This is a genomic window from Nitrosococcus oceani ATCC 19707, assembly GCF_000012805.1.
Classification (GTDB): Bacteria; Pseudomonadota; Gammaproteobacteria; order Nitrosococcales; family Nitrosococcaceae; genus Nitrosococcus; species Nitrosococcus oceani.
Genome location: NC_007484.1, coordinates 1,132,631 through 1,146,397 on the forward strand (window position 1 = coordinate 1,132,631; position 13,767 = coordinate 1,146,397).

Genomic DNA, 13,767 nt, shown 5'->3' on the forward strand with positions numbered 1-13,767 from the left:
ATGAGTTGGCTTGGTAAACTACTTCCCTCCAAAATCCGCACCGAAGGACCCAAGCGTAAATCGGTACCGGAAGGCTTATGGACTAAGTGCAACGCTTGCGATGCTATTCTGTACCGGGTGGAGTTGGAGCGTAACATGGATGTTTGCCCCAAATGCGGCGGTCACAAGCGAATCAGCGCTCGTCGACGCCTGGACGTTTTTCTTGATGAGGGACCGCGGGAAGAAATTGGTGCTAATCTGCAACCGCTGGATACCCTTAAATTTAAGGACAGCAAGAAATACAAGGACCGTTTGTCCCAAACTCAAAAGGTAGTTCAGGAAAATGATTCTCTGGTGGTCATGGAAGGACACGTCAGAGGGTTGCCGCTGGTAGTGGCTGCCTTTGAATTTAGTTTTATGGGCGGATCCTTGGGATCGGTCGCAGGTGAGCGTTTCGTGCGGGGAGTAGAAGCCGCCATCGAGCAGCGGATACCCATGGTGTGTTTTTCCGCCAGCGGGGGAGCGCGGATGCAAGAGGGACTGTTCTCTCTCCTGCAAATGAGCAAAACCAGCGCTGCATTGGCCCGTTTGAACAAACAAGGTCTTCCTTTTATTTCGGTGCTTACCGATCCCACCATGGGAGGGGTAAGCGCCAGTCTGGCCATGCTGGGAGATATTAATATTGCCGAGCCCGGTGCTTTGATTGGTTTTGCCGGTCCCCGGGTGATTGAACAAACCGTGCGGGAGACGTTGCCCAAGGGTTTCCAACGGAGCGAATTTTTACTGGCCCATGGCGTTATCGACATGATTGTGGATCGTCGTGATCTCCCGGATCGCATTGCTGGATTGTTGGCAATCTTGACCCATAAGCCTTCTATTTGACGCCAGCTCGGATGGCTCGTTTTTCCCGGCTTTCGGATTGGTTGAGATGGCAGGAAACCGCCCATTGGCCTCGGGTTGATCCCAGTTTAATTAGAGCCAGCGCTGTGCTTCAGCGTATGGTGCTCTCCACTCCTCCTTTTCCTATAGTGACCATTGCCGGTACTAATGGAAAAGGTTCTACGGTGGCCCTATTGGAGGCCATCCTGCTGGCCGCTGGTTACCGGGTGGGCAGTTATACCTCTCCCCACCTATTGCGCTATAACGAGCGGATTAAGATACAAGGGGAAGCTGTCTCGGATGATATCATTTGTCAATCCTTTGCCCGTATCGATGCTGCCCGCCACGAAATTTCCTTAACCTACTTTGAATTTGGCACCTTGGCCGCCATTGATATTTTCCATCAAGCGGGATTGGACATAGCGTTGCTAGAGGTGGGGCTAGGTGGGCGCTTGGATGCGGTCAATGCACTGGATGCGGATGTGGCTGTGATTACCACGGTAGATATTGATCATATCAATTTTTTAGGGCCTGATCGGGAGTCTATCGGGTTTGAAAAAGCAGGTATTTTTCGCTCCCATCGTCCCGCCATCTGCGGCGATCCGGAGCCTCCAGAGAGCGTACTTGCCCACGCTAAGGAATCGTCGGTCCCCCTTTATCGGATAGGCCGCGATTTTCATTATCAGATGGCCGGCGAAGGATGGTCCTGGTGGAGTAATGGGAGCCATTACGCGGATTTACCCCATCCCGCACTTCAGGGAGCTTGTCAGTATCAGAATGGGGCAGCTGCGCTGATGGCATTAAAGCTTATGGCAGCACGGCTACCTGTTTCGGAGACAGCCATCCGGGACGGCCTCAGCGCGGTGCGCCTACCGGGCCGTTTCCAGTGCCTTCCCGGTGAGATGGAGCGGATTTTCGATGTGGCCCATAATCTTCAGGGCGCCCGCTGGTTAGCCCGCTCGCTTACGGACAGGCCCTGCGGGGGGCGAACTTACGCGGTGTTAGGGATGTTGGCGGATAAGGATGTGGCAGGGGTGGTCAGCGTCCTGGAGAACGCTATCCATGGCTGGTTTGTTGGTGGATTGGCGGTCGATAGAGGGCTATCGGGCCAAGCTTTGGCTGAGCGGATGGGCCATCTCACCCCCGCTATTTATCAAAGCGTGGCGGAAGCTTACCGGGCCGCCCTGGAAGCCGCTCAACCGGGGGATCGGGTGCTGGCCTTTGGTTCTTTTCATACGGTGGAAGCTGTGATGCGGCTAGAGGGATTGACCTGCTCTTCCGGCGCTGAGCGTTGTAGCCTTGCTTCGGTTTAAGAGATATATCATTTCAATGTGACGGGGTGTCATGTTTTGATTGGTATCTTGGGTAATTCCAGCCAAACCCCCAACGCCAAGGAGTCGGCAGGTAGGGGGTGCCGCCCATTCTAACTCCATAGTAGTATAGTACCGCTAGCATTTTATGATCCGCTTCGGCCAAGCACTGCCGTAAGGCCAGATCGGCTTGTTTACGTTCCTGCCCAGTACCCCCTAACCAATAGCGGGCGTCATGTTGATTGCAACAGTAGCCGAAATCAAAGTCCGGCGCGAGAGAGCAGCCGTCTACCCGGCATTCATTGGGGGGTGAAGGAGAAGCGGGAGGGATGAAATCCGGATCGCAAGGAGAACGAGAGGAACAGGCGCTTATGGGTACAACGGTGAATGCCATAAGTGAGAGAAGGAGTTTTGATAGTTGAGTGGGCACGCCATTAAATATTTGCAGTTTCATTCCCCGCTCCAGAATCGTGTAACCTGCAAGAGAACCTCATCACAACTAATTGTCCTCTGGGCAAACTTCAGATGAGATTATTGGCCGTGATTCATAGTGGCAGAAGGGATCAATATCATGTGTCTTCCCCTTTAATAAGCTCTTAATCGCCAGCAGGCATCTGTTCGCAGAAGTTAATAACTGATCTGCGGCTTCGTCGATGTAGCCCGCGTCTTCCTCGCTGATTTTAAAATTGGTTCTAATCCTGTTCAGATTTTGCCGCAATCGGTTATCGTTCACATCTTCAAACTGGATAGGATAGAAAATGAAGCGGTTTTTTCCGAGAACCTTGAGGGGGTGGTTTCTTAAAAAACCGCAGAAATTATCCAGGGTCTGTGCCCGGTTTCCCGTCAGCAGGCTGTCAGTTGCATCGATGAAATTACTATCAACGATAAAGTCAAAAAACTTACGGGTATCGGCGTTGTCCTTGCTAACCCCTCCGCTCCTGGCGTAAGCATCGACCAAGATGACGATGAGTTTGTCGTATTGAGTACCTTTTTTCTCCAGCGTGGTCAGAATCTTTTTGACGCTTCTCAGCCCTAGATTATCGGCGTTGCCACCGTCAAAAACGTGCCTGAACTGATCCTTGTCATTTTCGCTGCTCTTTTCATAATCTTTGAGAGTCATGTAGTTGAAAACAGCGGGGAAGGTGGCGCTCCCCATAACCGCTCGGGCTAGAGTGTAGTCATTGATATCTGATTGAATCAGTTCAAAATCCTCGGCGGTGAAGGTAAAGGGGGAGCCAAATTCTTCCTGGGTACCGTCGGTGGCGTTGAGGATCAGATAGGGTCGGTCTGGATTTAGATCTCGGATTTTGAGATCACGCCCAACCGGCAGCGTATCGTAGAGGTTATCGGCGAATGTTTGCGCCATGATGTCGGTGCGGTCGTAGGCGGTGAACCAAAATTTTCCAATATTTACCGGCCAGAACCAATTGCCAACCCAACGGCTAATATAGTTCCTGCTCATTAAATCCTTAACGGTTTTCTCCTCCCATAGCCGGCCATGCAATGGTGGCCCGTCGTCGTTAGGGTCGGTGGAGATGGCGTAATAAGCAGCAGGCAGGGAACCGCCCGAGACAGAGGAAATTGCATCGACTTCGGCAAGCATATCAATGCCTTCGGAGGCAAATACTTGTTGCAGCTTAAACATCACGCTAGCGGCCCAATAAGCGGCCCGGCTGCCGCCTCCGGAAAAGGCCAATATCATGAGGGTGTCATTCCGGCCGCGGCTGGGATTCACATTAAAGGTCGCTTTAGTGATAACGGGCGTGGACTCGGCTTGTTTAATGTTGGTGTGAGAAAACGAGGTACAAGCCGGCAGTGTGGCGAGCATGGGCAAGATCAGGCATAAGATTCGAGAATTCATCGGGGAATTCCTCGCTGGCAGCTTTATTTATTAAATATAGTAGGTTTCTAGGCAGCGAGGCGAGAAGCTTCTTCCAATTAATATCAATTAGGAATCTACGGAACGCTTGAATCTTAAATCCCATACTCCATGTCCTTGTTGCTGGCCTCGGGCTTCAAATTTGGTACGAGGTCTTTGGGTAGACTGGCCTTCGTTTGTAAGTTGATTAAAACCGGCGTGTTGGCTTAGCACGGCCTTTATCTGCTCGGCATAGTCTTGCCAATCGGTGGCGAGATGGAACCAGCCGCCAGGCTTAATTTTACGTTCCAGCAAGTCCACAAAAGAGGGTTGGATCAACCTTCGCTTGTGATGGCGCTTCTTGGGCCAGGGGTCGGGAAAAAAGATTTGAACGCCGTCCAATGATGGATTGGGAAGAGCACGTTGGAGTACCTCCCAGGCATCACCGTGGATAACCCGGATATTTTCCAGTCCTTCGGCTTTAAGGCGCAGCAGCAGATGGCCTATTCCAGGACGATAAACCTCAATCCCTAGAAAATCACGCTCAGGCGCGGCACGGGCCTGCTGGAGTAAAGATTCTCCATTGCCAAACCCGATTTCCAGGATTCGCTCCGCCTGTCGGTTGAAGATGGCTGCTAAATTCAGGGGACCGGTCCCCAAATCTATGCCATAACGGGGCCATAAGTGTTCCAAGGCTTTTTTCTGGGCTGGGGTCATACGGCCTTCCCGGCGCACAAAGCTTGTGATTGGGCGGGGTTGAAAAGATTCCCCCCGCTCTTCCAGTGTTATTGAATTTGACATGGGAGAGTATAATAAAGTCGGAATTATTAATCTTATCAGCGGATAGTTTGCTGCTTGGTGGGGAACCGAGGCGTCTCCAGGAGCGGGAGATCACCTAATTCGTCCACCTCCAGATAAGAGGAAGCCGCTATATCGGTAGCGTTCATCATTTCGGCGACCCGCTGCAAGGCCGAGATAATGAGATTTTGTTCCCAATCCTGCAAACCTTCGAATTGCCTGATAAAACTGGTTTGTAACAGCGCAGGCGAATTCTGAATGAGTTTCTCACTGCTTGCTGTCAGTTGGACGTAGACTTTACGCTTATCAGTTTCACCGCGCTGGCGGTGGATCAAGCCCCGCTTTTCCAAACGATCCAAGATGTTGGTGACTGTGGCTTGGCTGAGACTGACTTCCCTGGCGAGGACACCAATCGTCATTTCTCCCACCCGGCGAATGGTTTGCATAATCAAGAGTTGGGGTGCCGTCAGGCCCGAAACCTTGTTGAGTTGTTTGGAGTGAAGATCAGTAGCCCGGATGATCTGGCGCAGCGCCACCAGGACTTCGTTAGTATCTTTCATCGTTTATAATACGAAGCTATTTATTACCGTTAAATAGGGTAATTAACCCAAATTGGTCCATTTTACAAAGAAAAATATATTTAGTACACTAAATAATTTTCTATGAATCAGGGGCAGGCTGGATACCCGCCATAATTTGCGAGGTGCAATGAATGATCGTCAGAGACTATAACAAAGCCAAGGAAACAGACCGGCGGGTAGTAGCGAGCCAGTGGGAGAGTGTGCGGTTATTGCTCAAGAGCGATAACATGGGTTTCTCCTTTCATATCACTACCATTTATGAAGGCGCCGAACTCCCCATGGAGTATAAGCATCATTTGGAGTCGGTCTACTGTCTTTCCGGTGAGGGGGAAGTGGAAACCTTGGCCGATGGCAAAATCCATCCTATCCGGCCAGGCGTCATTTACATTCTTGACCACAATGATCAGCATATTCTGCGGGCTAAAACTGAAATGCAGATGGCCTGCGTATTTAATCCGCCGCTGACCGGTAAAGAAGTCCACGATTCCTCTGGCGCCTATCCCCTGGAAGCCGAGGCAGTAACTGCCGACTAAGGGGCGTTTCCGAACGATTTTGGCGCTATTTCCTTCCGCAACCGACACAATGATTGATATATGAATGGACATACAGTAGAAAAAATTGGTGGCACCTCCATGTCCCGCACTCAAGAAGTACTGGATAATATCCTGATGGGTAAACGCAAGGAGCAGGAACTCTATAATCGAATCTTTGTGGTATCCGCTTACGGTGGTATTACTGATATGCTGCTCGAACATAAAAAATCCGGCGCTTCAGGCGTGTACGCTCTCTATGCTGGCGCCGAGTCGGACTGGGCTTGGGGCGACTTGCTAAATAAGGTGGGCGAGCGGATGTGCGAGATCAACATGGAAATCTTCGAGGATGATCTTAGTTGCCAAAAAGCCGATCAGTTTGTCAGAGAACGTATCGAAGGCGTCCGCTCCTGCCTGATTGATTTACACCGGCTGTGCTCCTACGGCCATTTTCAGTTAGATGAACACCTCATCACCGTCCGGGAAATGCTAGCCGCTATCGGGGAAGCCCATAGCGCCTTTAATACCGCGCTATTGTTGCAGCAGCACGGGGTCAATGCCCATTTTATCGATCTGACCGGCTGGCGGGAGTTAGATAATCTGACCCTTGAGGAACGCATCCAACAAGCTTTCAACTCCCTTGACCTGGCGCGGGAACTGCCCATCGTCACCGGCTACCCGCGCTGCAAGGAAGGCACCATGATGATCTACGATCGAGGCTATTCAGAGATTACCTTTTCCAAAATTGCGGTACTGACCGAGGCCCGGGAAGCCATCATCCATAAGGAATATCATCTCTCTAGCGCCGACCCGAAGGTGGTGGACAAGGACAGAGTCGAGCCCATCGGTCGTACCAATTATGATGTTGCTGATCAGCTTTCCAATCTGGGAATGGAAGCGATTCACCCAAAAGCGGCCAAGGGTCTGCGGCAGTGCCATATTCCCCTTAGAGTCAAAAATGCCTTCGATCCCGATCATGCCGGCACCCTCATTGATGGGGACTATAAGAGCGATACGCCCTGCGTGGAAATTATTGCTGGCCGCAAGGGAGTGTTTGCCATTGAATTCTTTGAGCAGGATATGGTGGGAAGTTCGGGTTACGATACTCAATTGCTGGCCCTCCTGGAGCGGTTCAAGCTCAAAATCGTAGCCAAGGACACCAATGCCAACACCATTACCCATTTCGTGGCTAGCTCCTTAAAAGCCATCAAACGGGTGACCCACGCCATGGAAGACGCTTTCCCCTCGGCTGCGGTGGCAGTGCGCAAGGTGGCTCTGGTTTCCGCTATCGGCTCCAATATGCAAGTGCCGGGGCTCTTGTCCAATGCTGTCAGCGCCCTGGCCAAGGCAGACATCAATATTCTGGCGCTGCATCAATCTATGCGGCAGGTGGATATGCAGTTCGTAGTGGATGAAAAAGATTACGAAGAAGCCATCATCCATCTCCATGAACACCTTATCGAAAGCTACTCCCTGCCTGCCCCCCGTTCCGTGGGAGCCGCTTAGGGGCAGCTGCTAGCTGGCATTCTTTCCGATGAGGCGCCTTTTTCCCTCTATGCCTTCTTGGTGTGATTAGGGGATCGGAGCCGTTCCTCTTTGAGCGCGCTCATGATTCCAAAGTTCTTGCTTGTAGCATAGGCAGAATCAGCGTGATACGCATGGTTTTAGCTACGGGCGCTGCTCTTATTAAACTTCTTTCTTAACTAGATAGTAAGCATCGGCTCTAAGCGCACTTGTTTTATAGCAGCGAGTTGCTAGTTTTAATCAAGGTGGAACATAAGAAATAATCCGTGCCCCCCCGTTTGAGAAAACGACTAGTCAAGTCAATTAGAAACCGGGCTCGAGTGAGGTCGTCGGCGTCACGAAAAGCGGCGTCTCTGCCACGCCGAGAGGTAGGTGTCCGTGCCTATGAGCGCGGTGCGCGATCCAGGCTGCAAAAATTTCGGCAAGGAACGGCTTTAGCCGTTGCGTTGACCGCAGCGCTACTACTGCTGTTCGGCGGTATGGATGAAACGGCGGGTCAAGAGCCGAATAATACCACGGTGATTTCCGCGCTTGATAGCCCTGCGGTTAAACAGCCCATCAAGGCCGATCCCGAAGCCTCGTTGGAGGAAGCGACCACGACTATCCGTGATCTGCTAAGCGGTTTTTATGGGTTGCTGCCAAAAATTCTAATTGCCCTGCTCTTCCTGGTGGCAGCCTGGCTGTTAGGAAAAGCCTTGCGGGTGATTACCCACAGATTGCTGCGGGGATGGGAACGAAGTGAGGCGATTGCCGCCCTGGTGCGCATCGCTCTCTTTTTAGTAGCCATTGGAGCGGGCCTCAGCGTTATTGCAGGTGATGCGAGAGCCTTGGTGGGATCAGTGGGGCTGGCTGGGCTGGCGCTCTCATGGGCGTTGCAAACGCCCATCGAAAGCTTTACTGGCTGGGTGCTTAATGCCTTGCGAGACTATTATCGGCCTGGGGACCGTATTGCAGTGGGTGAGGTTTTTGGCGATGTATACCGCATTGACATTTTGACAACGACGGTTTGGGAAGCAGGCGGATCTGGCAAGCACGTGGCGGGCGCGCAACCGACGGGAGCTTTTATTACCTTTCCGAATTGGGAAATTCTCCGCTCCAATATTATCAATTACAGTCGGGACTTTCCCTATGTGTGGGATGAAGTCGTGTTCGGGATTGCCAATGAAAGCGATCTCGCCTACACCGTCGAGATCTTTCGGCGCGTTGCCGGAGAAGTGGTTGGACCGATGATGCGTCAACCTATCGCCGAGTATCGGCGCTTGTTAGAGCGCGAGCGGCTAGCGTTCGATGTGGAAGCCGAGCCGCAGGTGTATCTCTCCTTGGCAGAGGCATGGACCAACTGCACCATCCGTTATCTGGTGCCGGTTCGGCAGCGGCGGCGATGGGCGAGCGAGTTAATTCTAGCACTCTCCATTGAGATGATACGCCCCGAACACAAGGATCGCATCATAGGAGGGTATCCCCGTAGGGAAATCGATTTACTCGACAATTAGACTTGAGCATCAGCAAGTTTTTCGTGGTGAGTTGGAGCGCCACAATGCTGCCCCCTCAGCTCACTTGGCGCGAGGGCCTATGCTTGCTTTATTTCCTTGATTGGCCCCAGCAGTTCGTCAAGGTGAGGGGAAATGGGCTCCCCGAGTGGCAGGAACCAGACTGGGGGTTTTCCTTGCTCGCGATATTGCCGGTCCAGGGCGTTGAGCACGTCTTGCGTTGACGGGGCCGGGCCGAGGAGTTTTTCCAGGTGGGAAGCTACTGGCTGATCCAGGGGCAGATCGAGTTGGGAGGGGCCAAGGAGCGCTTCCAAATGGGGCGCGATAGGCTCCGTGAGCGGCAAGAACCAAACGGCCGGCTTGTGTTCCCGCCGGTATTGTTCGTCCAGGGCGTTGAGCATCATCTGCACCGGCTGGGCCGGTCCCAGCAGCCGCTCGACTTCTTCCGGCGTGATGGGATTTAGCGGCCCTGGGGTCTGCGTTGCCGTTTGCAGCCACTGCTCGATGTCATCCGGCGGAACATCTAATGCGCTGAGTAAATGGCGGTAGTTTTCCAAATTCGATTGCATATACGGATGGGTATGGCCAGCCGTTTGCTGGGAACGGTAAAAGATTGCCGCCATGCGACGGAAGAGGGGCTCGGCCTTGGTGAACAGAGCTTTGGCATTGAGCAATAGTGCAAGATTGTTCAGCAACGGTGCCGTCAACGCGGTAATGTCGTGCTGGTCGGCTGCCGCGGTGGCGAAGGCGATATGGGCGCGTAGCGGCTCTCAACGCGGCCAGGTGCGCACATCCTGCGGATGCCCAGCCAGTTGTTGGGCCTCATCGACTAGCCTCAGAGCCAATGACAGCCAATAATAGTGCTGCCGGTGCTTGTGGAGGCCAAGTTTCCTCAAAACCGAGGTTAACCAATGGACCGCCGGCTTCGGCCAGATTCCGTTGCAGATTGGTTGGAGAATCGGCCGTCGCGAATAGCACCGCCGAATATTTATCCCTGTGCTGCCAGGTATATTCGACCGCCAGCCGCGTTTTGCCCACGCCCCCCAAGCCATGCACCGCCTTGCCAACAATGGCCGTTGCCTTGCTAGCCGCTTTCGTCAGGCTGGTGTGCAACTGCTGGAGAAAGGTTTCCCGGCCCTTGAACAGGGTACCCAGAGAGGAATAAGGGAGCAAGCAGGGGCGGTGTTGGGGAATCTCGCCGGGCCAAAGATTGTGCAAATCCCGCAGCACCCGGCGGCATAGGTGCTGCGCACCATCGAACGTGCCCCGATGTTCGCCCAGGTTTTTAAGCCATTCCCAATGGCGCTGCTGCGGGTGGCTATCAGGCAGCGGGTTTTGATCCCAGCCGCCGGGTTGATAAAGATGGCAGCGCTTGCGGTGGTAGAGGGCTAGCCAGGCTTCCATTTGCGTGTAGGTCAGTGTCGGCGGGGAAGCGTGCAGTGCTGGCGCTAGCCATGGAAACCGCTCGGCGAAGTCGCCGTAGGTGTCAAGCAGCCAGAGAACTTCGTCCGGCTTGAGGGGTTGCCCTCCTTCGCGGCCCACCAAGTGGATCACGGCGTTGCAATGGTCGCGGATGTAGCGGTCGAGGGTTTGCAGCAGCTTGCCTCCGCCCTGGACCAGATCGGCCTGCTCCTGCACCTTGATCCACGGCAGGTTAAGAGCGGCTTTCAACGTCTCGCGATGGGAGCCGAATTCGTCGGTGACAGCGGAGAGAAAGATCCGGCGCATTTTAGACTCCAGTCTATTGGGGCATTTGCGGCCCTTGATTTCGCCTGCTCACCTTGCCAGCAGCGCCCTTGGACCAAGGCGGCAAGGGGGAAGCCAGGGGGTGTTTTCGCCAAGGTCTCCGTTCATTATGTCGAGGCCCATCGTCACCATGAGTTCGGCGTAACAGGATGAATAATAGCGTCTTTTATTAGGCGACGCCAATGCTACCGTGGCGCAGAGGGTCGCCAGGATATGCAGGGTAATAATCAAAGCGGCTGCATAGCGGAATAATTGTTGGTGCTTCTTGGCCCAGCCGCTGGCAAACTCTTTCCAATCGCTCGATCCATTGGGTGTCGCTGGGAATTTTTCCTCCCCTGCCAGGAGAGAAAATTGGTCCAAGGGTTCCGGGACAGCCGGCGGGCGAAAGGGGCGATCCGAATTGGAATGCCAGGTGTGATGGCAGACGGGGTGGCCGTTTTGAACGGCGATGCGAATTTCCAGCGCTGGGACGCCGATGGCTTTGGCCCGTTCGAGCAGCTCGTTGGTCCCGCCCGCTTTATCCTGGGAATCGTCGCGCAGCAGGCACACGATGGCGTCGCTGACGCGGAGGATTTCGGCGTTCGTCTCGCGGAACCGCTCGGTGCGGTCCGGTGATTGGCTGATGACCCGCTGCTGGATGATGTGTTCCGAAGCGAGTAGCGATTCGGCCTCGCGCCGTTGAGCGGGCGTGAAATCAGGGGTTCCGCTGGAACTGGCGGCCGCTAGATAATCACCTGCCGGCTGCGGCAGGAAGAGGCGTTGCGGGATCTGTAAGGTCTGGCAGGCACGGCTAAAAAGCGTGTCCGCGCCGCAGGCGATTTGGGAGATTCCGCAGAGAAAGTGGTGGGAGGATAATTTCAACTGGCGAGGCAATTCGCCGAGGGATTTCACCAGGTATTGCTCCCCGGTGTCGCGCCATTGCCGCTCGGCATCGGGGTCGGCGGGCGGCTTTTCAAACAGTTGGCGCGATCCGGCAAAGCCGATTTGGACGACACAGGGAAGGGCGCGGGTTTGCTTCGTGGCCATGTGGGACATCAGGGGTACTCTCCTTCGACTCGCCTGCCCTGGGGCGGCTGGTTAGCATTCCAAGTTAACGACGTAGATGAAAAAAGGGGTTAGCCATGCGTGTTATACACACTTCCGACTGGCACCTAGGGCAATATTTTATAGGAAAGAGCCGGAAGCGGGATCGCCAGGGAGAAACGCTGCCTATTATCGCTACCGGGCATCTCGCCACGGTTGGCAACGAATTTCTATCTAAATTAATTAAAAAAACAATAGTTTATTGTATATCAACCTTGGCTGAAGGTTTTACAGGCTATGATGTTTGCGAAATACTAGCAGCTGTTAAGCAAGGGGTTACTGAATGGACCGGCCAGTGTATCCTTGATCTTTTAATTTAAGTGGGCAATAAGGTTAGTCTAGCATTCGTTAGGTTTATTGATGTACCGTTATGAGAACTAAAGATGTGATGATGGTCCGTATTTACCTCACAGAGGCAGAGGGCCATCTGGATACGCTGCTGAAGCGGCTCCATGATTGGAGCCAGGTGCAAGGGGTTACCGTGTTTCATGGAATAGCGGGATTTGGGCCTTCGGGACCCATGCACCCAATTTCTCCAGCCCGGATTTCAGGGGATTTACCGGTAGTCGTTGAGTTTTTTGATGAACCGGCTAAAGCTGAAGTGATATTGGAGACCCTTTCCCATATTATTAAACCGGGTCATGTGGTGTGTTGGCCTGCACGTATTATTGTGGAAGATAAATAGAGTAGTATGCTTGATCCAAAATTACTTAGAAATGCCCTTGCCGATACCACTCGCCAATTGGCACGGCGGGGATTTGAATGGGATGCGGCTGCTTTTGCTACGCTGGAGGCGGAGCGCAAGGAGATGCAGGTCTGCACTCAAGAGCTCCAGGCTAAACGGAACGCCCGTTCCAAGATTATTGGTAAAGCCAAGGCGCAAGGAGAAGATATTGCCCCCTTGCTGGCGGAGATGACGGAACTGGGGGATCACCTTAAAACCGTGGAAGCGCGGTTGGAAGTGGTTCAGGCCCAGATTGAGGAGATTCTGCTGGGAATCCCTAATCTACCCGACGCCAGTACGCCGCCAGGCAAGGATGAGCAAGACAATGTAGAGGTGCGACGTTGGGGTACGCCGCCTGCTTTAGAGTTCGTTCCTAAAGATCATGTGGATTTGGGGGCGTCTTTGGGGATGGATTTTGAAACTGCGGTAAAACTTAGCGGAACCCGTTTTGTTACCCTTATAGGGCCTTTAGCCCAATTACACCGGGCGCTTATCCAGTTTATGCTGGACGTACACACTCGCGAGCATGGCTATACTGAGGTTTATGTCCCCTATTTGGCAAACCGGGAATCTTTAGTGGGAACCGGGCAGTTGCCTAAGTTTGAGGAAGGTTTGTTTGCTATCCGGGATACCGGCTATTATCTTATTCCAACCGCTGAAGTGCCGGTAACCAATCTTGTACGGGGGGAAATTCTGCTTGCTGAACGCCTGCCTCTCAAGTATGTAGCCCATACACCCTGCTTTCGGAGCGAAGCTGGTTCCTATGGCAAGGATACTCGGGGTATGATCCGCCAGCACCAGTTTGAGAAGGTAGAATTAGTACAGATTGTGCCGCCGGAAGTTTCCCAGCAGGCCCATGAAGACCTGACGGGTCACGCGGAGGCTATTTTGCAGCGGTTAGGGCTTCCTTATCGGGTGATGAATCTTTGTGCTGGCGATCTTGGTTTTGCCAGCAGTAAGACCTATGACCTGGAGGTATGGTTGCCAGGCCAGCAAACCTACCGGGAGATCTCCTCTTGTAGTAATTTCTTAGATTTTCAAGCGCGCCGGATTCAAGCTCGCTGGCGCGATCCAAAGACCCAGAAACCAGCATGGGTCCATACTCTCAACGGTTCTGGACTAGCCGTGGGCCGGACTTTATTGGCCTTGATGGAAAATTATCAACAGGCTGATGGCAGTATCCGGATACCAGAAACCTTACAGCCCTATATGGGGGGTGTTTCAGTGCTTCAACCTTCCATAAGGGGGTAGCCCTGTGAGGCATC

At 53.2% G+C, this 13,767-nt stretch carries 15 protein-coding genes; 8 read left to right on the top strand and 7 right to left on the bottom strand.

The genetic code is table 11. From position 1 onward, the window contains the following. Positions 1–861, top strand: a complete 861-nt coding sequence (gene accD / locus NOC_RS05575) for an acetyl-CoA carboxylase, carboxyltransferase subunit beta (RefSeq protein ID WP_002809974.1) — start codon at positions 1–3, stop codon at positions 859–861. Between the two features lie 11 nt (positions 862–872). Further along, positions 873–2,171, top strand: coding sequence for a bifunctional tetrahydrofolate synthase/dihydrofolate synthase (gene folC, locus NOC_RS05580; RefSeq protein WP_002808803.1), 1,299 nt, complete (start codon positions 873–875; stop codon positions 2,169–2,171). 13 nt (positions 2,172–2,184) lie between these two features. On the opposite strand, the gene NOC_RS05585 is transcribed toward folC, so the two are convergent. From NOC_RS05585 to NOC_RS05600, 4 genes are all read right to left on the bottom strand, one after another. Further along, on the bottom strand, positions 2,185–2,622 hold the full coding sequence (locus NOC_RS05585; RefSeq protein ID WP_011330543.1) for a hypothetical protein: 438 nt from the start codon (positions 2,620–2,622) through the stop codon (positions 2,185–2,187). Between the two features lie 45 nt (positions 2,623–2,667). Next, a complete protein-coding gene (locus NOC_RS05590; RefSeq protein ID WP_011330544.1) occupies positions 2,668–4,029 on the bottom strand; it encodes a patatin-like phospholipase family protein in 1,362 nt (453 codons plus the stop codon). An 87-nt stretch (positions 4,030–4,116) separates the two neighbouring features. Next, positions 4,117–4,827 (bottom strand): tRNA (guanosine(46)-N7)-methyltransferase TrmB, encoded by a 711-nt coding sequence (trmB, locus tag NOC_RS05595; protein ID WP_002809644.1) that lies wholly within the window; start codon positions 4,825–4,827, stop codon positions 4,117–4,119. Positions 4,828–4,862: 35 nt separating this feature from the next. After that, entirely contained in the window at positions 4,863–5,384 is a 522-nt protein-coding gene (locus NOC_RS05600) for a MarR family winged helix-turn-helix transcriptional regulator (RefSeq protein ID WP_002809940.1), read from the bottom strand. 152 nt (positions 5,385–5,536) lie between these two features. Here NOC_RS05600 and NOC_RS05605 point away from each other — a divergent pair, with 152 nt between their 5' ends. From NOC_RS05605 to NOC_RS05615, 3 genes are all read left to right on the top strand, one after another. After that, positions 5,537–5,938: an ectoine synthase gene (locus NOC_RS05605; protein ID WP_002810348.1), complete on the top strand. Its 402-nt coding sequence runs from the start codon at positions 5,537–5,539 to the stop codon at positions 5,936–5,938. 60 nt (positions 5,939–5,998) lie between these two features. Further along, positions 5,999–7,441 (top strand): aspartate kinase, encoded by a 1,443-nt coding sequence (locus NOC_RS05610; protein ID WP_002810714.1) that lies wholly within the window; start codon positions 5,999–6,001, stop codon positions 7,439–7,441. A gap of 338 nt (positions 7,442–7,779) precedes the next feature. After that, positions 7,780–8,952 carry a mechanosensitive ion channel family protein gene (locus tag NOC_RS05615; protein WP_244860067.1) on the top strand — a complete coding sequence of 391 codons (1,173 nt, stop codon included), beginning with the start codon at positions 7,780–7,782 and terminating at the stop codon, positions 8,950–8,952. Positions 8,953–9,029: 77 nt separating this feature from the next. On the opposite strand, the gene NOC_RS05620 is transcribed toward NOC_RS05615, so the two are convergent. The 3 genes from NOC_RS05620 to NOC_RS05630 form a co-directional block, all read right to left on the bottom strand. After that, positions 9,030–9,644, bottom strand: coding sequence for a hypothetical protein (locus NOC_RS05620; RefSeq protein ID WP_244860068.1), 615 nt, complete (start codon positions 9,642–9,644; stop codon positions 9,030–9,032). Between the two features lie 127 nt (positions 9,645–9,771). Further along, complete coding sequence (locus tag NOC_RS05625; RefSeq protein WP_244860069.1) at positions 9,772–10,620, bottom strand: ATP-binding protein; 849 nt, start codon at positions 10,618–10,620, stop codon at positions 9,772–9,774. Between the two features lie 105 nt (positions 10,621–10,725). Beyond that, positions 10,726–11,730 carry a hypothetical protein gene (locus NOC_RS05630; RefSeq protein ID WP_011330545.1) on the bottom strand — a complete coding sequence of 335 codons (1,005 nt, stop codon included), beginning with the start codon at positions 11,728–11,730 and terminating at the stop codon, positions 10,726–10,728. 86 nt (positions 11,731–11,816) lie between these two features. Here NOC_RS05630 and NOC_RS05635 point away from each other — a divergent pair, with 86 nt between their 5' ends. The 3 genes from NOC_RS05635 to serS are packed head-to-tail and all read left to right on the top strand — an operon-like array spanning position 11,817 to position 13,753. After that, positions 11,817–12,098, top strand: coding sequence for a hypothetical protein (locus tag NOC_RS05635; RefSeq protein WP_002809145.1), 282 nt, complete (start codon positions 11,817–11,819; stop codon positions 12,096–12,098). Between the two features lie 50 nt (positions 12,099–12,148). Then, positions 12,149–12,463: a DUF190 domain-containing protein gene (locus tag NOC_RS05640; RefSeq protein ID WP_002809401.1), complete on the top strand. Its 315-nt coding sequence runs from the start codon at positions 12,149–12,151 to the stop codon at positions 12,461–12,463. A 6-nt stretch (positions 12,464–12,469) separates the two neighbouring features. Beyond that, positions 12,470–13,753 (top strand): serine--tRNA ligase, encoded by a 1,284-nt coding sequence (gene serS / locus NOC_RS05645; RefSeq protein WP_002808999.1) that lies wholly within the window; start codon positions 12,470–12,472, stop codon positions 13,751–13,753. Positions 13,754–13,767 lie beyond the last annotated feature (14 nt).

Bases quoted from the DNA above. Each gene is read 5' to 3' on its own strand.
- accD (WP_002809974.1), top strand. From the start codon at position 1: ATGAGTTGGCTTGGTAAACTACTTCCCTCCAAAATCCGCACCGAAGGA.
- NOC_RS05600 (WP_002809940.1), bottom strand. From the start codon at position 5,384: ATGAAAGATACTAACGAAGTCCTGGTGGCGCTGCGCCAGATCATCCGG.
- NOC_RS05590 (WP_011330544.1), bottom strand. From the start codon at position 4,029: ATGAATTCTCGAATCTTATGCCTGATCTTGCCCATGCTCGCCACACTG.
- NOC_RS05605 (WP_002810348.1), top strand. From the start codon at position 5,537: ATGATCGTCAGAGACTATAACAAAGCCAAGGAAACAGACCGGCGGGTA.
- NOC_RS05630 (WP_011330545.1), bottom strand. From the start codon at position 11,730: ATGTCCCACATGGCCACGAAGCAAACCCGCGCCCTTCCCTGTGTCGTC.
- NOC_RS05585 (WP_011330543.1), bottom strand. From the start codon at position 2,622: ATGAAACTGCAAATATTTAATGGCGTGCCCACTCAACTATCAAAACTC.
- serS (WP_002808999.1), top strand. From the start codon at position 12,470: ATGCTTGATCCAAAATTACTTAGAAATGCCCTTGCCGATACCACTCGC.
- NOC_RS05635 (WP_002809145.1), top strand. From the start codon at position 11,817: ATGCGTGTTATACACACTTCCGACTGGCACCTAGGGCAATATTTTATA.
- trmB (WP_002809644.1), bottom strand. From the start codon at position 4,827: ATGTCAAATTCAATAACACTGGAAGAGCGGGGGGAATCTTTTCAACCC.
- NOC_RS05640 (WP_002809401.1), top strand. From the start codon at position 12,149: ATGAGAACTAAAGATGTGATGATGGTCCGTATTTACCTCACAGAGGCA.
- NOC_RS05610 (WP_002810714.1), top strand. From the start codon at position 5,999: ATGAATGGACATACAGTAGAAAAAATTGGTGGCACCTCCATGTCCCGC.
- folC (WP_002808803.1), top strand. From the start codon at position 873: ATGGCTCGTTTTTCCCGGCTTTCGGATTGGTTGAGATGGCAGGAAACC.